Here is a 21,616-nt window from a genome sequence, read left to right on the forward strand (position 1 = left end):
TAAAAAACCCTCTCCCCAAGAAGGAGCGTTGATGGCCGAGACAGCCAAGGTAAAAGGACCCGCTTCATACTTTCCTTCCATCGAGAAGACGTATGGCCAACCCATCGCGCATTGGATGGATATTCTCCAGAAGGCCGGTCCGCTCAAGCACATGGAACTGGTGAACAGCCTGAAGACCGGGCACCAGATCGGTCACGGGCACGCGAACGCCCTGGTTGCCGCGTTCCTTGCCAAGAAGTAACGCGTCAGACATCGGTCGCGGGGGCCGTTCTCGTGGCGTGGGTGGCGGTATTGCGGCCCTGGTGTCCGCCGTTTGCCGGACTGCGCCGGTATGACGCCGGCCACCGCGTCGTGCCGGCGCGGCCGCGGGCGCTGGTCGAACGGGTCCACGCGCGACTGGCCAAGTCATGACGCGCTGCGCCGGCCCGGCCTCCCCTTGCGCGTGCGCTTGCGGCGCTGGCTCCGGGCACGGGCAGAGCATGCCGCGGCCAGCGCCAGCAGCTTATCCTCATCCAGGCGCTCGACATCGACCAGGCCCGCATCAGCGCCCTTCAGCGCAATCAGCAGCTCGTCCAGCTTCAGGTGCAACGCCTCGCCGTCCTTGTTCTGGCTCTGCTGGATCAGGAACACCATCAGGAACGTCACAATCGTCGTCCCCGTGTTGATCACCAATTGCCAGGTTTCGGAATAGCCGAAGGCTGGCCCGGACAGCCCCCATGCAATCACCAGGATCAGCGCCGACCCGAACGCCAGGGGAGAACCCGCCCATTTCGTCACATGCGCAGCGAAATGGTCGAAAAAATGGGCGATCGGATTCCCATGGCCGGCCCTGGCACGACGGGACCGTTTCGAGGGCGGCTTTCGCCTGGGTATGCCTGTGCTTGCCATGGCGCTCTCTTCGTCCACAAGACGCCGCAGCTCCAGCAAGCCGCGTGCCTGGCAGGGCCATCCGCCCCGGCGCCGTGCATGCTAGCCTCGCACTATCCCGATTCGCCGAATCCCGATGAAATCCCTTCTGCAATCAGAAAAATTTCTGCTGTTGGCCTGCGCGATCGCCGTGGCGGGGTATCTGGCCGACGCCCGCCTGGCGGACTACGGCCGGTTCGCCGGCCTGATCGAAACCGGGGTGCTCATCGCGGCCATCCTCGCTGCGTCGCTGAGCGTGGCGCGCCATGCCGAACGTATCGCGCGCAAACTGGGCGACCCGTACGGCAGCATGATCCTGACGTTGTCGGCGGTAGTCGTCGAAGTCATTGTGCTGGCGATCGTGTCGTCCAAGGCCGAATCGCCCACGCTGGTCCGCGACAGCATCTATTCCGCCGTCATGCTGGATATCAACGGCATCCTGGGCGTGGCCGCCTTGCTCGGCGGCTTCAAGCATGGCGAACAGTCGTACAACGACGATTCGGCACGCACCTACAGCGTCATGATCCTGACCGCCGTGGCAGTCTCCATGATCATTCCCGAGTTTGTCCCGGATGGCGATTGGCGCGCCTACAGCGGCTTTACCATCGTGGCGATGCTGTTGCTGTATGGCGTCTTCCTGCGAATGCAGACCGGGCCGCACAGCTACTTTTTCAGCTACAGCTACCCCGACAAGAAAACCCGGCAGCCCTCGCCTTCATCCCGTTCACCAGGCAAGCGCCAGTCCGCCGCCGTCATGGCCCTGGGCGTGGCCGCGGTGGGTGCATTGGCGGAGCTGATGTCCCATTCGCTGAACCGCAGCTTGGCGGGTGTGAATGTTCCCATCGGCTTGGTGGCGCTGGTCGTGGCGGGCATTTCCGCCGCACCGGAAATGCTGACTGCATTGCGCGCCGCGCTGGCCAACCGCATGCAATCGGTCGTCAATATCGCCCTGGGCGCCTCGCTGTCCACGGTGATCCTGACCGTGCCCGCCATGGAGGCCCTGGCGCTGTTCACCGGTCAGCGCATCGATATCGCCCTGACGCCGCTGCAAACGCTGATGATGCTGGTCACCCTGCTGGTGGCGGCCATCAACCTGAACGACGGCCAGACCAACGCCATTGAAGGCATGACGCACTTCGTCCTGTTCGGCGCCTTCCTGATGCTGCTGGGGCTGGGGCTTTCGTAGGCCCGGCGCGGTGCCCCCCATCAAAGCGTATTCAGCGATTTCTCCCGTAGATTCCGCGCCAGAAACTCCACCAGCGACCGCACCTTGCCCGCCATCAGCCGCTGATGCGTCATCAGCGCGAACACCGGCCTGGGCGGTGTCTCGTTCTCCAACAGCAACGGCACCAGCCGGCCCGCCGCGACATGCTCGGCAATGGCCCAGGCCGGGGCGTAGACGATGCCCGCCCCTGCCGCAGCGGCGGTGACCACGCCATCCACCGTGTTCGAGCGCATGCGCGTGGGCACTCGCACAGTCGCGGGCTTGCCCTTGTCCATCAGTGTCCACACCTCTTCCGTCGCCAGGTGGCTGTAGACAAGGCCGTCGTGCTGCGCCAGGTCCTGCAGGCTGGCGGGCGCGCCCCGCCGCGCCAGGTAGTCCGGCGCCGCGCTCAGCACCCAGCGGATGGAGCCCAGGCGCCGTGCCACAAGACTGGAATTGGGCTGCTCGCCCACCAGCACGGCCAGGTCTATGCCCTCTTCCAGCAGGTTCACCGGACGGTCCAGCAGATGCAGGTCCAGCGTGACGTTGGGGTGCAGCACCAGGAACTTCGCCAGCAGGGGCTGCAGATGCACCCGGCCGTACAGCGTGGGCGCCGTGACGCGCAGGCGGCCCGAGGGTTCGGCGGCCTCGCTTTGCATGCTGCTTTCCAGTTCGTCCATTTCGGCGAGCAGGCGTTTGGCCTCGGCGTAGTAACGCTGCCCCGCCTCGGTCAGACGCAAGGCTCGGGTCGAGCGGACCAGCAGCCGGGTGCCGACGCGTTCTTCCAGCGCGCTGAGGTGCCGGCTGACCGACGCCAATGAAATCCCGCTGACGCGAGACGCGCCGCTGAGACTGCCTTGGTCCACGGCTGCCACCAGCAGCGCCATGCCTTCCGATCGGGTCGCCATGCCTACACCTTCGACGTTTTTGCAGGAATTCCGTACGGCCTCAGTATTTCATATTTGCAAGGCTGCTTTACAGATTTAGCCATTCACTGCAAGGCTGGCGGATTTCATACTTGGGGGCGTTTTTTCCCCTATCCCCGTGTGCCGCGATGCCAGCTTCTGTTTCCCCCAACCCATTGACGCCCGCCACCCGCCGCTATGCCATGCTGGCCGTCTCCTTGTCGATCTCGATGGCGACGCTCGATACCTCCATGACCAACACGGCGCTTCCGTCGATCTCGTCGCAGCTCGGCGTGGAGCCGGCGGATGTGATCGGCGTGGTCACGATCTATCAGCTGGTCATGGTGGCGACGATGCTGCCGCTGGCGGCGCTGGCCGGCAAGATCGGCCATCGGCGGGTCTTCCTGCCGGCGCTGTGGCTGTTCCTGGCCGCGTCGATCGGCTGCGGCGCGGCGCGGTCGCTCTGGACGCTGGAGGCCGCCCGGGCCGTGCAGGGCCTGGCCGCCGCGGCGCTGATGGGGTGCAACATGGCGCTGGTCAACGCCATCTATCCCAAGGAACAGCTGGGCCGCGGCATGGGCTTGAATGCGATGATCGCGGCTGCCTCGCTGGCTGGCGGGCCGGTGCTGGCGTCCGCCATGTTGACGGTGCTCAGCTGGCATTGGCTGTTCTACGTCAACGTGCCCTTCTGCCTGGTGTCGCTGGCCTTGGCCGGCCGCTATCTGCCGCGCGCGCCTGGCGACGGCAAGGCGCTGGATGCCGGCGCGGCGGCGTTATGCGCGCTGGCCTTCGGCCTGACCGTGCAGGGGCTGGAACGCGTGGCGCGGCCAGACTGGAGCACCGCCCTGATCTGGCTGTCAGGCGTGGCCTGCTGGGCGCTGCTGTTGCGCCGCGAACGCGCCAGCGCGCACGCCATCATGCCGCGCGACCTGCTGCGCCTGCCGCCCTTCTCGCTAGCGGTGCTGGTCTGCGTGCTGGCGTTCGCGGCGCAGGGCGCGGCCATGGTGGCGCTGCCCTTCCTGCTGAACCAGACGCTGGGGCGCGGCATCGCCGAAGTCGGCCTGCTGATCGCACCGTGGCCCGTGATGGGCGCCTGCCTGGCGCCGTTCTCCGGCAAGTGGTCCGACCGCGTGTCCGCCGGCCTGCTCGGCGTGATCGGCCTGGCGCTGCTGGCCACCGGCCTGCTGTGCGTCAGCGGGCTGCCCGCCGGCGCGCCGACGTGGGCGGTGATGTTGCCGATGGCGCTGTGCGGCACGGGCTTCGGCCTGTTCCTGTCGCCGAATCAGCGCGGCATCATGGTCAGCGTGCCCGGGCATCGCGCCAGCGTGGCCAGCGGCCTGTCGGGGCTGGCCCGGCTGCTGGGCCAGACCCTGGGCGCGGCATTCGTAGCCGCGTGCTTTGTCCTGAACGCCGACAGCGGCGCCATCTGGGCCATGCGGGCCGCGGTGGCGTTCGCACTGGCGGGGTGCGTAGCCAGCGGCATGCTGGCGCGCGTCACCCGGCAGACCGGCGGCGCCGTGGCGGCCTCCTGACCGCCCGACGTGTGTGGTAACCCGGCAGGCTAGGGCAGGTTCTCGCGAAACACGACCTGGCTGCGATTCAATTCCACGCCGGTCATCGCGCCCCGCTTGTCACGCACGTTGCGCAAGATCCGCACGCAGCTCATCAGCGCCTCCATCGGACTTTGCGTGATCACCGCGTCCATGGTGCCATCGATCAGCAGGGCCCGCGTGTCCGGCGTCAGACCATGGCCGATGAACACCACTTTGTGCTGCAAGCCGGCCTCCTTCAGCGCGCGCGCCACGCCATCGGAGGCGCCGCCGATGTTGTAGATGCCGGCCAGTTGCGGATATTGCTCGAGCAATTGCCGCGTCTGTTCGTAGTTGCGCTGGGCGTCGTCATAGCCCTCGCGCAGGTCGACCACCTGCATGGCCTGGAACTGCTCCGCATACAGCTGCAGGAAACCGCCCTCGCGTTCTTCGTGCGCGCGGTAATGGCGCGATCCCGCGATCAGCGCGACATGCGCGGCGCGCGGTCCGATGAATCGCGCCAGCAGATAGCCGGCCGTGCGGCCGGCGGCGCGATTGTCCAGGCCGACGTAGGCCACCCGCGCGCTGTTGGGCAGGTCGGAAATCAGCGTGACGGTCGGCACGCCCTGCTGCGCCAGCGCGGCCACGGCCTCGCGCACCACCGGATGCTCCAGAGCCATGAAGGCGATGCCGTCGGCGCGCTTGCCGTGATGGGCCAGCGCCTCGGCCAGCGCCTGTGGATTGAAGCTTTCCACGTAGTCGACGTGGCAACGCGCGTTGAACGGCGCAACGTGTTCGTGCGCATAGCTGACGCTGTCGCCCAACATGCGCAGGAACCGGTTGCTGCCGCGCGGCAACAGGATCACCAGGCGCATGGGTTCGGGCGCCATGACCGCATGCAGGTCGCTTTCGGGCAGATAGTCCAGCTCGGCGGCGGCCTTGAACACGCGCTGCGCCGTGCTGCTGCGCACGCCCGGGCGCCGGTTCAGCACGCGGTCGGCGGTGGCGCTGGATACGCTGGCCAGCGCCGCGACGTCGGCCAGGGTCGCCCGCTTGCGTTCGCGAGGATTCCGGTTCACATCAAAACCCATCATTTTTCAGGTTTGACGATGATAGCGCCTGTTCACTATTGTCCGGGATGCCGCAGGGTAGTGGGATTGTTGTGGCACCTCAAAAAACATCATAACTACGATTCTGGAGACAACCATGAAGCTGCTCACCCGCCGCAGTGCCCTGCGCCGCCTGTGCGCCCTGCCCGCCGCAGCCGCCCTGGGCGGCGGTTTCCCGGCGATCGCCCGGGCGGCCGACTACTCGCTCAAGTACGGCAATAACCTGCCCGTCACCCACCCGCTGAATATCCGCGCCCAGGAGGCGGCCGATCGCATCCTCAAGGAAAGCAACGGCCGCGTCGACATCAAGATCTTCCCCAACAACCAGTTGGGCGGCGACACCGACATGCTGGCGCAGGTGCGCTCGGGCGGTATCGATTTCTTCACCCCGTCGGCGCTGGTCATCGCCACGCTGGTGCCGGTGGCCGCGATCAACGCGGTCGGCTTTGCCTTCAAGGACTACAACCAGGTCTGGAGCGCCATGGACGGCGCGCTGGGCGCCCACGTGCGGGCGGCCATCGCCCAACGCCGGCTCTATGCCTTCGAGAAAATGTGGGATAACGGCTTTCGTCAGACCACCAGCAGCAAGGCCCCGGTCGCCACCGCCGCCGACATGGGCGGACTGAAGATCCGCGTCCCCGTCAGCCCCCTGCCCATCTCGATGTTCAAGGGATTGGGCGCGGCGCCCGCCAGCCTGCAGTTCAGCGAGGTCTATTCGTCGCTGCAGACCAAGGTGGTGGACGCGCAGGAAAACCCGTTGCCGATTATCCAGGTCGCCAAGCTGTACGAGGTGCAGAAATACTGCTCGCTGACCAACCACATCTGGGATGGCTACTGGTTCATCGCCAACGGCCGCATGTGGGAAGGCCTGCCCCAGGACCTGAAAACCGTCGTGGCGCGCGGCATCAACGAAGCCGGCCTGGCCCAGCGCGAGGACATCCGCAAGCTCAACGCGTCGGTGCAGGCCGACCTGGAAAGCCGCGGCCTGCAATTCAACCAGCCGGCCGCCGACAGCTTTCGCGAGCAATTGCGCAAGGCGGGCTTTTACAGCGAATGGCAGCAGCGCTTTGGCCAGGAGGCCTGGACGCTGCTGGAGCAGGCCGTCGGCAAGCTCGCCTGAGGACGCGCCATGGCCTCGCTCTCCCCTTCCCACGCCAGCGCCTCGCTGCTGCTGGCCCATCCGCTGCGCCGAGCCGCCCAGGCGCTGGACGTCGCGCTTGGCAGCCTGGTCGAACTGGTCGCAGCGGCTATCGTGCTGATCGAGATTCTCGTGCTGTTCGCGGGTGTGGTGGCACGCTACGTGTTCCATAGTCCGCTGGTCTGGTCCGACGAACTGGCCTCCATCCTGTTCCTGTGGCTGTCGATGCTGGGCGCCGTGGTGGCGCTGCGCCGGGGCGAGCATATGCGGATGACTGCCCTGGTCAACCATATCGGCCCCGCTCGCCGCGCCCAACTGGAGGCCGGCGCGCTGGCGGCGTCGTTGGCGTTTCTGATCCTGATCCTGGCGCCGGCCATCGAGTACGCCCACGAAGAGCACTTCATCATCACGCCCGCGCTGGAATTGAGCAACGCCTGGCGCGCGGCGGCCATTCCGGCGGGCATGGGGTTGATGGCGGTGATCGCGCTGCTGCGCATGCTACGCACGCAGACGCTGGGTCAGCTGCTGCTGGCGCTGGCCGGGGCGGCGACCGTGGTGGCGGCCTTCTGGCTGGCGCAGCCCTTGTTTGCGGGCCTGGGCAAGCTGAACCTGGTGATCTTCTTCATCGGCATCGTCGCGGCCACGGTCTTTGCCGGCGTGCCCATCGCCTTCTCCTTCGCCTTGGCGACCTTTTCGTACCTGGCCCTGACCACCCATACCCCGATGCTGGTCATGGTGGGGCGCCTGGACGAAGGCATGTCGCACCTGATGCTGCTGGCCGTGCCGCTGTTCATCTTTCTGGGGTCGTTGATCGAGATGACTGGCATGGCCCGCGCCATGATCCAGTTCCTGGCCAGCCTGCTGGGCCACGTGCGCGGTGGCCTGTCGTACGTACTGATCGGCGCCATGTACCTGGTGTCGGGCATCTCCGGCTCGAAAATCGCGGACATGGCGGCCATCGCGCCGGTGCTGTTCCCGGAAATGCAGAAGCGCGGCGCCAAGCCCGGCGACCTGGTGGCGCTGCTGTCGGCCACCGGCGCCCAGACCGAGACCATTCCGCCCTCGATCGTGCTGATCACGATCGGCTCGGTCACCGGCGTATCCATCGCCGCCCTGTTCACGGGCGGCCTGCTGCCCGCCGTGGTGCTGGGACTGGCCCTGTGCTCGGTGGTCTGGTGGCGCTACCGCCGCGAAGACCTGAGCCTGGCGCAGCGCTTCTCGGCGCGGGAGATCGGCCGCTTCTTCGTCATCGCCCTGCCTGCCGTCGCCCTGCCCTTCGTGATCCGCGCCGCGGTGGTCGAAGGGGTGGCGACCGCCACCGAAGTCTCGACCATCGGCATCGTGTATTCCGTCGTGATCGGCCTGGTGTTCTACCGGCGTTTTGACCTGGCGCGCATCAAGCCCATGCTGATCGAGACGGCCTCGTTGTCCGGCGCCATCATGTTGATCGTGGGCTGCGCGACCGCCATGGCCTGGGCCCTGACGCAATCGGGGTTCTCGGGCGACCTGGCCCGGCTGATGGCCGGCATGCCCGGCGGCAGCTACGGCTTTCTGGCGGTATCGATCGTCGCCTTCATCGTTCTGGGCAGCGTGCTCGAAGGCATTCCCGCCATCGTGCTGTTCGGCCCGCTGCTGTTTCCCGTCGCGGCGCAAGCGGGCGTGCACGAGGTCCACTACGCCATGGTGGTCATCTTCTCCATGGGCATCGGCCTGTTCGCGCCGCCCTTTGGCGTGGGCTACTACGGCGCCTGCGCCATCAGCCGCGTCGACCCCGATGAAGGCATCCGCCCGATCTGGGGCTACATCGGCGCGCTGCTGGTGGGCCTGGTGATCGTCGCGGCCTTCCCCTGGTTTTCGACCGGCTTTCTCAAATCCGTTTCCTGAAGACCCCGCGGCCGCGCGCCGGGGCCGCGTTCCGACCACATCCTTTTACAAAGAGCCGTCATGAGTCGTTTTCTGGGCGAAATCCGCCAACTCGGTTATGTGGTGCCCGACATCGAGGCCGCCATGGATTACTGGAGCCGGACACTGGGCGTCGGCCCCTGGTTCTACAACCCCGCCGTTCCCATCGTGAATTACCGCTACGACGGCGTGGCCCACGAGCCGCACAACTCGGTGGCGCTGGCCAACTCGGGCTTCGTGCAGGTCGAACTGATCCAGACCCGCAACGACGTGCCGTCGATGTACCGCGACTTCCAGCAGGCCGGCCGCACCGGGCTGCAGCACGTGGCCTACTGGACCGAAGACTACGATGCCGACCTGGCGCGCCTGTTGCAGCAGGGGTTTGTGCCGAAGATGAGCGGCGAGGTCGGCGAAAAGGGCCGCTTCATCTATTTCGATACCGAATACCACCCGGGCACGGTCATCGAATTGTCTGAAGTCGCCGGCCCCAAGGGGCGCCTGTTCGACCTGATCCGCGCCAGTTCGCAAGACTGGGATGGCCGCGATCCGGTGCGCCCCTTTCCCGACCTGAGCCAGCTGTGATGCCCTCCTGCCCCGACCGCCGGACCGCGCCATGAACACCCAATTGATCCGCGCCACCTACCTGATCGAAACCCCGCTGGACCCGGCACGCGTGGCCGAGGTCATGGCGGGAGAACAGTCCTGCGGCACCTTCACGCGCGTGCAGGGCGAGACCGACGAACTGCGTGCGCGCGCCCGCGCCCAGGTGGAATCCATCCAGGAACTGGCCGGCGCCGATACGCCCAGCCTGCCCAATGCCTGGCTGGACCGCCAGACCGGCGCCCGGTCGGCTCCTCTGCGCCGGGCACGCGTGCGCGTCGCCTTTCCGGTCGCCAACATCGGCCCCAACCTGCCGACCCTGGCGGCCACCGTCGGCGGCAACCTGTATGACCTTGGCGAACTGACCGGCCTGCGCCTGGAGCACCTGGAGCTGCCGCCCGACTACCGCGCCCAGTTCGAGATGCCCCAGGCAGGCATCATCGGCACGCGCCAGCTGGCCGGCGTACCCCAGGGACCGCTGATCGGCACCATCATCAAACCCAACGTCGGCTTGACGTCCGAGCAGACCGCGCATCTGGTCGCGCAGCTGTGCGCGGCCGGCGTGGACTTCATCAAGGACGATGAAGTCTGCGCCAACCCTGCGCATGCGCCCCTGGCGCAACGCGTGGCGGCTGTGATGGCCGTGGTGCGCGCGCACCGCGAGCGCACCGGGCGCCGCGTCATGGTCGCCTTCAACATCACCGACGAAACCGACGCGATGCGGCGCCATGCCGATCTGATCGCGCGCGAGGAAGGCACCTGCGTGATGGCCAGCCTGAACTGGTGTGGATACGCCGCCATCCAGACCCTGCGCCGCAGCACGCCGCTGGCGCTGCACGGACACCGCAACGGCTATGGCGCGCTGTCGCGCCACCCCTTGCTGGGCATTGGCTTTCAGGCCTATCAGACGCTGTGGCGCCTGGCTGGCGTGGACCACATGCACGTGCACGGCTTGCAAGGCAAGTTCTCGCAGACCGATGCCGAGGTGATCGACAGCGCCCGCGATTGCCTGGCGCCGCTCACCCCCGGCATCGACGATGCGGTGATGCCGGCGTTTTCCTCCGGCCAATGGGCCGGCACGGTGCCGGCGACTTGGGCCGCCGTGCGCAGCGACGATCTGTTGTTCATGGCCGGCGGCGGCATCCTGGCGCATCCGGACGGGCCGGCGGCTGGCGTCCAGAGCATCCGCCAGGCCTGGCTCGCCACGCGCGCCGGGATCGACTTGGCGACTTTCGCCGCCAGCGCCCCCGAACTGCAGCGCGCGCTGGCGTTCTTCGGATCCCGCGCATGACGCGCGCGGCCGCCGACATGCCCGCGCCGCAAGTCTGCTGGTACGGGGACGATTTCACCGGCGCAACCGATACGCTGGCGCATGTCGCGCTGGCCGGCTGGCGCAGCCTGCTTTTCCTGGGCGTGCCCACGCCCGCGCAACGGCTGCGCGCGGGGCCGCTGGATGCCCTGGGCATCGCCGGCGCGGCGCGCGCTATGGCGCCGGCCGACATGCAGGCCGCGTTGCGCCCGGTCGGCCGCTACCTGGCCGCCACCGGCGCCCGCGTGTTGCACTACAAGTGCTGTTCGACGTTTGACAGCGCGCCGCAGGTGGGCAGCATCGGCGCGGCCGTCGGCGAACTGCGGCGCCACATGCCGAATCCGTTCATCCCGATCGTCGGCGGGCAGCCCGGTATCGGGCGCTATTGCAGCTTCGCCAATCTGTACGCCCGCGCGGGCGCCGCACCCGGCATCCACCGGATCGACCGGCATCCCGTCATGCGCGCGCACCCGGTCACGCCCATGCACGAAGCCGACCTGCGCCTGCACCTGGCCGCGCAGGGCCTGGACGCCATCGAATCGTTGCCCCATACCGCGTATCCGCGGCCAGGCGACCCGGACGCGGTCGATCGCTGGATCGACGGCACGCTGGACGCCATCAACGGCCCCTTGCTGCTGGACCTGATCGACGACGAACAATTGCCCCTGATCGGCCGGTTGATCTGGCGTGCGGCAACGCGCCAGCCGCTGCTGGCGGTGGGGCCCAGCAGCGTGCAGCAGGCGTTGACCGTCGCGGCCACGCTCGGGCGCGGGCCTGAGATATCCCGGCCAACGCTTGCTCCCGCCCAGGGGCCGGTGCTGGTGGTGGCCGGCAGCCTCTCGCCGGTCACCGCCAGGCAGCTGGAATCGAGCCGGCTATACACGCGCCACCCCCTGCAGGTGGCGCGCTTGCTGGACGACCCCGCCTACGCTGGCGCGTGCGTGCAAGCGGCGGCGACCGCGCTGGGCCAGGGCCGCAACGTCCTGGTACACACCGACGCCCCCGCGCAGACGCCCTCGCCAGCCCGCACCGACGCCACGGCCCGCGCCACCGGCCAACTGCTACACGACATCGTCCACGCCAGCGCCAGGGCCGGCCAGCGCTTGTCGCGCCTGGGCATCGCGGGTGGCGACACCTCCAGCCACGCGGCCCTGGGCCTGGGCTTATGGGGCCTGAGCTTCCACAGCGTGCTCAGCCCGGGCGTCACGATCAGCCTGTCGCACAGTGACGATCCGCTGACCGACGGTCTGCAGCTGATGCTCAAGGGGGGGCAGATGGGCGGCGATACCTTGTTCGACGACCTGGTCCTGGGCCAACCCGGATAAGCGCGGCGCAAGCCGTCCATGTCCTGGATGCGTGATGTCGCGCGCCGGTCGCGGCGTCTCATTATTCGCACCAATCTGTCTCGACTTCAGGCTCATCGCGGTTTTTACCGAATGCCGCGGGGTACATTCGCCCACGATTTCCCTTCGGGAAATGCAATCGCTTTCCCCATGATCAAGAGGCCGACAATGTCCCATTTCTCCGCGTCCCGCATCGCCGCCCTGGCGCTGGCGGCATGCTCCGGCGCGAACGCGCAGCCCGCCCCCGACGCCCCGGTGCAGGTCACCGTCGACAATTTCGCCCGCGCCGAGTCCGATCTGTACCTGGGCAAGATGGTGGCCGATGGCGGACTGGGCAAGTTCGTGCATAGCCGCGAACCCGTCGCCATCGACGCCCAGAACGTCATCCGCATGAATCGCGACACGCTGTACTCCGAAGCCGTGTTCGATCTGGATGCGGGCCCGGTCACGATCACCTTGCCCGAGGCCGGCAAGCGCTTCATGTCCACGCTGGTCGTCGACGAGAACCACTACGTGCCCGCTGTTTTTTACGGCGGCGGCACCCATACGCTGAAAAAAGAGGATATCGGCACGCGCTACGTCTTCGTCGCGATCCGCACCCTCGTCGACCCGGCCGATCCGAAAGACGTGGCCCAGGTGCATGCGCTGCAGGATGCCATGCGAATCAACCAGGCCACGCCGGGAGCATTCGAGGTGCCCAAGTGGGATCCGGCCAGCCAGAAGAGGATCCGCGACGCCCTGCTGGTGCTGGCGGCAACGATGCCGAACTACAACCAGGCCTTCGGCACGAAGGCCTCGGTCGACCCGATCCAGCATCTGCTCGGCACCGCGGCCGGCTGGGGCGGCAATCCGGCCAAGGACGCCACCTACCTGAACGGCGAAATCCCGAACAACGACGGCAAGACCGTCTACCAGCTCAAGGTGGGCAATGTGCCGGTCAAGAGCTTCTGGTCCGTCGCCGTCTACAACGCGGAAGGCTATTTCCAGAAGAACCCGTATGACGCCTACTCGCTGAACAACCTTACCGCCAAGAAAGGCGCGGACGGCTCGATCCTGATCCAGTTCGGCGGCTGCGACGGCAAGATCGCCAACTGCCTGCCCATCACGCCGGGCTGGAACTATACGGTCCGGTTGTATCAGCCTGGTGATGAGATCCTGACAGGCAAGTGGGTGTTTCCCAAGCCGCAAGCCGTAGCGCAGTAAACGGCACGCGTTCGCCCGGCAACAAAATTCTTGCACTTGCAACAGAGCATGGCTCCGGCGCCAGCCCGCCGGCCTGCTGACGTATCCTCTTCGCACAACCAATAGCGATAAACCGGCTGGGGACAGGCCTCTTTTCCATTTCGATGGCGGACACGCCATGGCCCCTGCCATTCGGAGAGGAGAAGACGTTGGCCAATACCCCCAACACGGAACTCAAAGGCGGCCTCAAGTCCCGCCATCTCACGATGATGTCCATCGCGGGCGTCATCGGCGCGGCGCTATTCGTGGGGTCCGGCAAGCAGATCGCGCTGGCCGGGCCCGCCGTCATCCTGGCCTACATCGGCGGCGGCCTGCTGGTCATCCTGGCGATGCGCATGCTGGGCGAGATGGCGGTGGCGCAGCCCGATACCGGTTCGTTTTCCACGTACGCCGACCGCGCCATCGGGCGCTGGGCCGGCTTCACCATCGGCTGGCTCTATTGGTACTTCTGGGCGCTTTTGATGGGCTGGGAAGCCTATGTCGCCGGCCAGATCCTGCATGGCTGGTTTCCCATGGTGCCGGCCTGGGGCTATGGACTGCTGGTGACCGTGTCGCTCATCGTCGTCAATTTCCTCAACGTGCGCAACTACGGCGAATTCGAATTCTGGTTCGCGCTGATCAAGGTGGTGGCCATCGTCGTCTTTCTCATCATGGGAAGCCTGGCGCTGGTGCATGTCTGGCCGTGGGGCGATGCCAACGGCTGGTCCCAGCTGACAAGCCAGGGCTTCATGCCCAACGGGCCCAAGGCCGTGGTGGTGGCGCTGCTGGGCGTGATGTTCGCCTTCATCGGCGCCGAGATCGTCACCGTCGCCGCCGCCGAATCCGCCAATCCGGGCCGCGAAATCATCAAGACCACGCGGTCGGTGGTATGGCGCATCTGCCTGTTCTACGTGGGTTCGATCTTCATCGTGGTCTGCCTGGTGCCGTACAACGCGCCGGGCCTGACCGACCCCACCCGCGGCACCTACAACGTCGCGCTTGACGCGCTGGGCATCCCGCACGCGCAACTGATCGTCAACTTCATCGTGCTGACCTCGGTGTGCAGCTGCTTCAACTCGGCGCTCTATACCGCCTCGCGCATGCTCTATTCGCTGTCCAAGCGCGGCGATGCCCACCGCATCATGCAGATCACCGGGCGCGACACGGGTACGCCGTATGTCGGCGTGCTGATCTCCAGCGTCTTCGCGTTTGTCGCGGTCTGGATGATGGCCACGTCCAAGATGGACGTGTACGACGTCCTGATGCAGGCCACCGGCACCATCGCCCTGTTCGTCTACCTGGCCATCGCCTTCTCGCAGCTGCGCATGCGCCAGCGCCTGCAGGCGCAAGGCGTGGAACTGAAGTTCAAGATGTGGCTGTTTCCGTGGCTGACGTACGCGGTCATCGTCTGCATCATCGCCGCACTCGTGACGATGGTGCTGGAAGGCACGTACCGCAACGAAGTGCTCTACACCGCCATCCTGGCGGCCGCGATCGTTGCCATGGGTATCGTTGCGCAGGTATGCGGCATCGGCACGCGCCGCGTAGCGGCGTCGGACGCCGGAGATGCGCGCCTGTCAGAGAGCCGCGCCTGATAAAAATGTCCGCAGATTCACGATCGGCTGTCCGCCACCCTCATTCCCCGGCGGACAGCGCGGCCTCGACCAGGGGTTTGGCCCACCCGGGCGTCGCCCGCAACGCGGATATCGACGTAGGAAACAGAACGGCGCGACCTTCCAATTGCAGGACGAGCACGGGCTCGGGCACGGCCTGGCCCACCCCGACATCGGCGCTGTTGTCGTAGACGCGCAGGTACGCAAGATGGGGCATCAGATCCAGCAGATTGCGATACGACGTGCGACAGCGTTCGCGAATCCGCGCTTCGGGAATGGGGTGCCCGCCCTGGGTGACGCGGAACGCCACACGCGCAATATGCTGTTCCGCATCGCGCAGTCCGCAAAACCACATGAGGATGTCGTGCGAGCCTGCGGCGGCGATGAGCTTCTCGACGATCGTGCGGCCACCCAGCGTTGTCTCGAACGCGAAACTGAAGCCTGCTTCAACCGCTACGTCCAGGCGCCGTACGCCCTCGAGCCAGGCATCCCCATTGGCCTGCTGCTGCGAACAACCGTGCTGCTGCATCAACGCGCGTGCATAGCTGTCGGGGTTGAACCAGGTCATTCCGCCTTGGGTCAGCACATGACCGCCCACGGAACTCTTGCCGGCGCCGTTCACCCCGGCCAGCACATACAGGACCGGACGAGACATCAGTACGTCGACCCGGCCTTGACACCGCCGTTGAGTTTGCCGGGATTACCCATGATGTCCCGCAACCGGTCTGCCGCGGAATCTTCCTTCAGGGATGCCAGGCGCTGATCGAAGCGCTGGCGCAGTTCGTTCACGGGATCCGGCACCGCCTGCTGGGCCGCCTGCAAGGCGTCGACCAAGCCGGTGTACTCGGCAATGCTGAGAATGACGGCTTCGGGCTCGTTGTGGTTGGTGACCAACAACCTGCCTTCGCCCGCCGCAAGCGTACGAACGATGCCGCGCCAGCCGTCCTTCTTGACGGCGGAGGCCGCCGCGACCGGCAGGCGGGCCAAGGATTGGGCAAGACGAGCAGTAGCGGCCATGGTCAATCTCCAGCAGAGCATATGGACATTTTGTCCAATTTGGGAATTTTACCCATTTCCTGCCACTAAAGCTTGTATACAATCGCGAACCCGGGAAACCATCGTCATTTGTCGGGGTATTCCCGTAGACGGAACGAGAATCGTCTAGTCTCTGCCTAGCCTGCCCGAACTACAAGCTGCAGATGCACCCTGCGCCGAAATAAGCGGCGTTTGATCCACTTTTGCCCGATTGCCTGCTCCCGGCCGCCTGTCCCAAGACGCCCAGGGCGGCCTTTCGCGTGCTTGACCGCCACGGAGGCGCCCACCCTGTCTACCCGAAGTCCCCCATAAGAAAAACATAATCCTTTGAACCAAAAGGTCCTAATCCCATGAAAAAGTTCCTAAAAATCGTGGGCAGCCTGGCTGCATTGCTGGTCATTGCGGCGGCGCTGTTTCTTTACTGGCCGTTGCACCAGCGCTCGGTGCCGGCGGCCGACAACGACAAGCCTGTCGACGCCGTGCTCGTCGGCGGCGGCATCATGAGCGTGACGCTGGCCACTTATCTGCAGGAATTGCAGCCGGACTGGCACGTCGAGCTCTATGAACGCCTGGACGGCGTGGCACTGGAAAGCTCCAATGGCTGGAACAATGCGGGTACCGGCCACTCGGGCTTTGCCGAGCTGAACTACACCCCTGAAATGCCCGATGGCTCCGTGGATATCAAGCGCGCCATCAACATCGCCGAGCAGTTCGAGATTTCGCGCCAGTTCTGGGCGCATCAGGTCAAGGCCGGACGCCTGGGCCAACCCTCGGACTTCATCAACCCCACGGGCCACATGAGCTTCGTGTGGGGCGACGACCGCATCGAATACCTGCGCAAGCGCCGCGACGCGCTGGTCAAGAGTCCGCTGTTCTACGGCATGGAATATTCCACCGACCCGGCCCAGATCAAGCAATGGGCGCCGCTGTTGATGGAAGGCCGCGATCCGAACCAGAAGGTCGCCGCCACCTACATGCCGCTGGGCACCGACGTGAACTTCGGCGTGATCACGAACCAGCTCACCAAGGGTCTGCAGCGCAACCCTAACTTCAAGCTGCAGCTGCAGCATGAAGTCACGGCCCTGCGCCAGAACGACGACAAGACGTGGAACGTCACCGTCAAGGACCTGAAAACCAACCAGGAACGCACCACCAAGGCGCGCTTCGTCTTCATCGGCGCCGGCGGCGCATCGCTCAAGGTGCTGCAGATGTCCGGCATCCCCGAGTCGAAGAACTACGCCGGCTTCCCCGTGGGCGGGCAGTTCCTGGCGTTTGACGCGTCGGCCATCGCGGGCCGCCACGAGGTCAAGGCCTACGGCATGGCCGACACGGACTCGCCGCCGATGTCGGTGCCCCACCTGGACGCGCGCAAGCTGGACGGCAAGCCGGTGGTGCTGTTCGGCCCGTTCGCCCTGGCCACGACCAAGTTCCTCAAGCAAGGCTCGGCGTTTGACCTGTTCTCGTCGGTGAACCACAACAACGTCGCCAGCATGGTAGACGTGGGGCTGGAGAACCTGGACCTGGTCAAATACCTGGTCAACCAGGCCCAGTTGACCGACGCAGACCGCCACAACCAACTGCTGAAGTACTTCCCGCAGGCCAAGCGCGAAGACTGGCGCCTGGTGACGGCCGGCGAACGCGTACAGGTCATCAAGCGTGATCCGGAGAAAGGCGCGATCCTGCAGTTCGGCACCGAAGTCGTGACCGACAAGGACAACACGATCGCGGCGCTGCTGGGGGCCTCCCCGGGAGCATCGACCTCGCCTCCGATCATGCTGAACCTGTTGGCCAAGGCCTTCCCGCAGCAGATGGAAGCGGGCTGGAAGGCGCGCCTGAAGGAAATCATTCCGTCGTATGGCCAGAAGCTGAATGACAGCCCCGCGCTGACCAATCAGATCCGCACGCTGACCAGCCAGACGCTGAACCTGCCCTACGTGGAAGTGCCGGTGGCCGAAGGCGCCGCCACGACATCGCCCGCACCGGTGGTAGCGCCGGCGCCCGCGCCCCAGCCGCCGGTTCCGGCTGTGCCGGCGCCGGGCCGTAACGCCAATACCGAGATGCAGGCCCTGTAAGGGACGGCAACTTGGCAGGACATCGGGGGAAGCCGGCTCGCGCCGGCTTCCCCCGATTTTTTATTGCGGCTTGAATCCCATCGCCTTCATGGCCGCCCCCAGCGCCTGCGGCCGGTAGCCATCCCACGGCGCATTGCCGGCGTCCAGGCGCGTGTGGATGTTGGCGATCGTCCACGTGTCGCTGGCCCGCAGGTCGTCCAGCTCATCCCAAGCCAGCGGCACGGACACGCCCATCCCCGGCCGCGCGCGGGCCGACCAGGCCGCGACCGTGGTGGCGCCGAAGCCGTTGCGCAGGTAGTCGGCGAAGATCTTGCCCACGCGGTTCTTCGGCCCGCTCTTGGCCACGAACAGTTGCGGCAGCGTCTTGGCCAGATGCTGTACGACGGCTTGCGAAAACGCCTTGACCGTATCCCAGTCGTACTGGCGGCGCAGCGGCACGACGATGTGCAGGCCCTTGCCGCCGCTGGTCTTGAGCCAGCTTTGCAGGCCGATCTCGTCCAGCATCACATGCAGCAGATGGGTGGCGCGCTGCACCGATTTCCATGGCACGCCCTCGCCCGGGTCCAGGTCGAACAGCATGCGATCCGGCTTGCCGATCGCGGTCTTGACCGCGTTCCAGGTGTGAAACTCCACCACGTTCATCTGCACCGCCGACAGGATGGCTTGCGCCGTCGGCACTTCGACCAGCGGCGCGTGGCCGGGGTCCAGCGTCTTGGGCAGCGCCTTCACACCGGGCATCGGCGCCTCCAGGTGCTTTTGGAAGAAGCGTTCCCCCTCGATGCCGTCCGGGGCGCGCAGGAAGGACACGGGGCGCGCCTTCAGGTGCGCCAGCAGCAGCGGCGCCACCAGGGCGTAATAGCGCGCCAGGTCCAGCTTGGTCAGGCCGGTGGACGGGTCGATGACGCGTTCCGGATGCGAGAGCTTGCCGGCCGCGGCCTTGCCGGATCGCTTGGCGGGCGTAGTCTTCGCGGCCGTTGTCCGTGCAGGCTTGCCGGAGGCGCGATCGGATTTCACGGCGGTTGCGCTCACGGGGGTCTCCTTGATGATGGCGCGGGCGGGCTTGTCCTTGCGCAGCCCTTGAAACACCGGATGGCGCACATGGCCCGCGCCGGTCCATTCGCTGAACGACACCTCGGCCACGAGCTGGGGCTTGACCCAATGCGTGCCGCGGCCGCGGCCCGGGACCTTGACGGCGGCCTGGTCCGTTTCCAGCCGGGCCAGGCGCGCTTGCAGCGCGGCCAGGCCCGAGTCATCGAAACCGGTGCCGACCTTGCCCGCGTAGACCAGCGCGCCGTCGTCGCCGTGATAGGCCAGCAGCAAGGCGCCCAGCCCGACCCGTGCACCCTTGGGGTCGGTGTACCCCACGACAACGAATTCCTGGCGGCGGGCGCACTTGAGCTTGATCCAGCTGTCGCTGCGCCGCGAAACGTAGGGGGACGACAGGCGCTTGGCAATGATGCCCTCCAGCCCCATCTTGCAGGCCGAGGCCACCAGATCGGCCGGGGCGGCATCGAACGCCTCGCTGAAACGCAGGGCGTCGTCATCGACGGCATCCATCAGTTGCGCCAGCAGGCCACGGCGCACGCGCAGCGGTTCGCGGCGCAGATCACGGCCAGCAACGTAGGGCAGGTCAAAGGCGTAGAACACGATGCCGCCCGTGCGCTCACCGTCGAAGGCGTTCTGCAGCGCCTGGAAGCTAGGCCCGCCGTTGCCGGCCAGCATCACGATTTCGCCGTCGATCCAGGCGTTCTGCACCGGCAACTGGCTGAAGGCCCGCACCAGGTGCGGCAGCTTGGGCCCCCAGTCGTGGCCGTTGCGCGTGTACAGCCGGACGTCGCCGTTATCGATCCTGGCCATCAGCCGGTAGCCGTCGAACTTCATTTCGTACAGCCAGTCCGGCGCGAGATCCGGCACGCCTTCGACCAGCGTGGCCAGTTGCGGCTTGAGCGTATCGGGTAAGTCGGCGGCCTGGCCGGGCAGACGCGGCGCGTTCGTGCCGGCAGCGGGCGTGCCGGCGGCGGAGGTGGCGGCCGGCTTGGATACCGAGGCGGGCTTGCCCTTGCCCTTGCCCTTGCTCTTGCGCAGCGGCACCACGCTATCCGGCTCCTCATCGACCACGCTGAATTCGCTGGCATCGCGCGCATAACCGTCGCGGTCCTTCACTAGCAGCCACGGCGGCTGCTTGTCCGATTCCTTGCCCTTCATGCGGATCAAGGCCCAACGACCCCGCAGCTTCACGCCATGCAGGTCGAACTTCAAATGCCCGCGCCGATAGCCGTCAGCCGGGTCGCCCACCGGCGCCCAGGTCCCCTCGTCCCAAATGATGACCTTGCCGGCGCCGTACTGGCCCTTGGGGATCTGGCCTTCGAACTGGTTGTAGGCAATGGGGTGGTCTTCCACCTGTACCGCCATGCGCTTGATGGCGGGATCGAAGCTGGGCCCCTTGGGCACGGCCCAGCTTTTCATCACGCCATCCAGTTCGAGCCGGAAGTCATAGTGCAGATGGCTGGCCCAGTGCTTCTGGATGACGAAGGCGCGCGCCGCCTCGTTGGCCTGGCCGCCGTCCGCCGGCTCGGCGGTAATGTCGAAATTGCGCTTGGCGCGGTACTTCGCCAGGCTGTCTGCCGCCGCCATCGTCATGCCGCCTTACGGGTGTTGGATGCGGACCTGGCGGCCTTACCGGATGTCGTCTTCCGGGGCGCCGCCGCAGCGGCCTTGGATGCGGTTTTAGTTGCAGTCCTAGTAGAGGTCTTGGCCGCGCGCTTGCCGGCCGCCTTCGCCGTGGACGACGCGGCTTTCGCAGCCTTGGCAGCCGGCTTGTGCGCGGACTCGGCCGACGAGCCGTTGGAAAACTTGCCCGCCGACTTGCCCTTCAAGCTGCGCTGCAACAGCTCGGTCAAGTCGATCACATTGTCCGCATAGGCAGGCGATTCCTCCTGCGGCTCGACCACCGTTTCCGTCTTGCCGGCCTTTACCTTCCTGGCGACCAGCCCCATGACCGCGGCCTTGAACTCGTCCTTGTATTGCTCGGGGTCCCATTCGCCGGTCATGTCGTCCACCAGCATCCTGGCCGTCTTCAATTCACTGGCGCTGGGCGCCGACGCCTTGCTGCCGGCCTTGGGCAGGTCCAGGTCGTCGGTGGACTTGACGTCGTCCCCCCAGCGCATCAGGTTCAGCACCAGCGCGTCGCCCGACGGGATCAACGCGGCCAGGTGCTGCTTGGTCTGGATCACCACCTTGGCGATGCCGATCTTGCCGCTCTTGGCCAGGGTGTCGCGCAACAAGGCATAGACCTTCTGGCCCTTGTTGATCGGCGCCACGTAATAGGGCCGCTCCAGGTACACGAACGACACCTCGGCGGCATCCACGAACTGCTGGATCTCGATGGTCTGCGTGGTGCGGGGATAGGCCTCGGCGATCTCGTCGGGGGAAATCACAACATACTGGCCGTCTTCGTATTCCACCCCCTTGACGATGTTGTCCTTGTCGATTTCCTTGCCGGTGCGCTTGTTGATGCGCTTGTAGCCCACGGGGTCCATGGACCGCTTGTCCAGCCAGTCGAAGTCCACGCCCGACTCGGTCGTGGCCGTGTGCAGGCCCACTGGGATATGCACCAGCCCGAACGAAATCGCCCCTTTCCAGATGGTTCGCGTCGCCATGATGCCGCTCCTTTGAAAGCGTGGATCCCAGTCAGCATATATCGTTCCCGCCGCCTGGTTTCAACTGTCAT

Annotated in this window: 18 protein-coding genes; 11 read left to right on the plus strand and 7 right to left on the minus strand. The window is 66.2% G+C overall.

Translation table 11 applies throughout. The features are described from left to right. Positions 1-31 precede the first annotated feature (31 nt). Positions 32-241 (plus strand): DUF4287 domain-containing protein, encoded by a 210-nt coding sequence (locus tag A9974_RS21565; protein WP_183006214.1) that lies wholly within the window; start codon positions 32-34, stop codon positions 239-241. Positions 242-405: 164 nt separating this feature from the next. Here the strand turns inward: A9974_RS21565 and A9974_RS21570 are convergent, their stop codons facing one another. Next, the gene (locus A9974_RS21570; RefSeq protein WP_255468281.1) at positions 406-927 is read right to left on the minus strand and encodes a low affinity iron permease family protein; all 522 of its coding nucleotides are present in this window, start codon (positions 925-927) and stop codon (positions 406-408) included. Between the two features lie 76 nt (positions 928-1,003). Here A9974_RS21570 and A9974_RS21575 point away from each other — a divergent pair, with 76 nt between their 5' ends. Beyond that, on the plus strand, positions 1,004-2,092 hold the full coding sequence (locus A9974_RS21575; RefSeq protein ID WP_183006215.1) for a calcium:proton antiporter: 1,089 nt from the start codon (positions 1,004-1,006) through the stop codon (positions 2,090-2,092). Between the two features lie 20 nt (positions 2,093-2,112). Here the strand turns inward: A9974_RS21575 and A9974_RS21580 are convergent, their stop codons facing one another. After that, positions 2,113-3,018 (minus strand): LysR family transcriptional regulator, encoded by a 906-nt coding sequence (locus A9974_RS21580; protein ID WP_183006216.1) that lies wholly within the window; start codon positions 3,016-3,018, stop codon positions 2,113-2,115. Positions 3,019-3,164: 146 nt separating this feature from the next. Between A9974_RS21580 and A9974_RS21585 the strand changes: the two genes are divergently transcribed. Then, positions 3,165-4,547, plus strand: coding sequence for an MFS transporter (locus tag A9974_RS21585; RefSeq protein ID WP_255468282.1), 1,383 nt, complete (start codon positions 3,165-3,167; stop codon positions 4,545-4,547). Between the two features lie 29 nt (positions 4,548-4,576). Here A9974_RS21585 and A9974_RS21590 read toward each other — a convergent pair whose 3' ends face one another. Beyond that, on the minus strand, positions 4,577-5,638 hold the full coding sequence (locus A9974_RS21590; protein WP_183006217.1) for a LacI family DNA-binding transcriptional regulator: 1,062 nt from the start codon (positions 5,636-5,638) through the stop codon (positions 4,577-4,579). 112 nt (positions 5,639-5,750) lie between these two features. On the opposite strand from A9974_RS21590, the gene A9974_RS21595 reads away from it, so the two are divergent. The 7 genes from A9974_RS21595 to A9974_RS21625 all read left to right on the plus strand — a co-directional run bounded on the left by A9974_RS21595 (position 5,751) and on the right by A9974_RS21625 (position 14,761). Further along, the gene (locus A9974_RS21595) at positions 5,751-6,773 is read left to right on the plus strand and encodes a TRAP transporter substrate-binding protein (RefSeq protein WP_183006218.1); all 1,023 of its coding nucleotides are present in this window, start codon (positions 5,751-5,753) and stop codon (positions 6,771-6,773) included. Positions 6,774-6,782: 9 nt separating this feature from the next. Continuing rightward, complete coding sequence (locus A9974_RS21600) at positions 6,783-8,675, plus strand: TRAP transporter large permease subunit (protein WP_183006219.1); 1,893 nt, start codon at positions 6,783-6,785, stop codon at positions 8,673-8,675. 60 nt (positions 8,676-8,735) lie between these two features. After that, positions 8,736-9,275 carry a VOC family protein gene (locus tag A9974_RS21605; RefSeq protein WP_183006220.1) on the plus strand — a complete coding sequence of 180 codons (540 nt, stop codon included), beginning with the start codon at positions 8,736-8,738 and terminating at the stop codon, positions 9,273-9,275. 31 nt (positions 9,276-9,306) lie between these two features. Beyond that, positions 9,307-10,584: a ribulose-bisphosphate carboxylase large subunit family protein gene (locus A9974_RS21610; protein ID WP_183006221.1), complete on the plus strand. Its 1,278-nt coding sequence runs from the start codon at positions 9,307-9,309 to the stop codon at positions 10,582-10,584. Next, positions 10,581-11,927 carry a four-carbon acid sugar kinase family protein gene (locus A9974_RS21615; protein WP_183006222.1) on the plus strand — a complete coding sequence of 449 codons (1,347 nt, stop codon included), beginning with the start codon at positions 10,581-10,583 and terminating at the stop codon, positions 11,925-11,927. The genes A9974_RS21610 and A9974_RS21615 overlap by 4 nt, the downstream gene beginning before the upstream one ends. Positions 11,928-12,113: 186 nt before the next feature. Next, positions 12,114-13,148, plus strand: coding sequence for a DUF1254 domain-containing protein (locus A9974_RS21620; protein WP_183006223.1), 1,035 nt, complete (start codon positions 12,114-12,116; stop codon positions 13,146-13,148). Positions 13,149-13,291: 143 nt separating this feature from the next. Next, positions 13,292-14,761 (plus strand): amino acid permease, encoded by a 1,470-nt coding sequence (locus tag A9974_RS21625; protein ID WP_370539668.1) that lies wholly within the window; start codon positions 13,292-13,294, stop codon positions 14,759-14,761. 40 nt (positions 14,762-14,801) lie between these two features. Here the strand turns inward: A9974_RS21625 and A9974_RS21630 are convergent, their stop codons facing one another. Continuing rightward, positions 14,802-15,434 (minus strand): AAA family ATPase, encoded by a 633-nt coding sequence (locus A9974_RS21630; RefSeq protein WP_183006225.1) that lies wholly within the window; start codon positions 15,432-15,434, stop codon positions 14,802-14,804. Then, a complete protein-coding gene (locus A9974_RS21635; RefSeq protein WP_183006226.1) occupies positions 15,434-15,796 on the minus strand; it encodes a type II toxin-antitoxin system prevent-host-death family antitoxin in 363 nt (120 codons plus the stop codon). The genes A9974_RS21630 and A9974_RS21635 overlap by 1 nt, the downstream gene beginning before the upstream one ends. A gap of 368 nt (positions 15,797-16,164) precedes the next feature. Here A9974_RS21635 and mqo point away from each other — a divergent pair, with 368 nt between their 5' ends. Continuing rightward, positions 16,165-17,886, plus strand: coding sequence for a malate dehydrogenase (quinone) (mqo, locus tag A9974_RS21640; RefSeq protein WP_183006227.1), 1,722 nt, complete (start codon positions 16,165-16,167; stop codon positions 17,884-17,886). A gap of 60 nt (positions 17,887-17,946) precedes the next feature. Here the strand turns inward: mqo and ligD are convergent, their stop codons facing one another. Together ligD and A9974_RS21650 are read right to left on the minus strand one after the other, a co-directional pair. Beyond that, positions 17,947-20,520 carry a DNA ligase D gene (ligD, locus tag A9974_RS21645; protein WP_183006228.1) on the minus strand — a complete coding sequence of 858 codons (2,574 nt, stop codon included), beginning with the start codon at positions 20,518-20,520 and terminating at the stop codon, positions 17,947-17,949. 2 nt (positions 20,521-20,522) lie between these two features. Further along, positions 20,523-21,545 carry a Ku protein gene (locus tag A9974_RS21650; RefSeq protein WP_183006229.1) on the minus strand — a complete coding sequence of 341 codons (1,023 nt, stop codon included), beginning with the start codon at positions 21,543-21,545 and terminating at the stop codon, positions 20,523-20,525. Positions 21,546-21,616: the final 71 nt, after the last annotated feature.

This window comes from Achromobacter sp. UMC71, assembly GCF_014170305.1.
Taxonomy (GTDB): Bacteria; Pseudomonadota; Gammaproteobacteria; order Burkholderiales; family Burkholderiaceae_B; genus Achromobacter.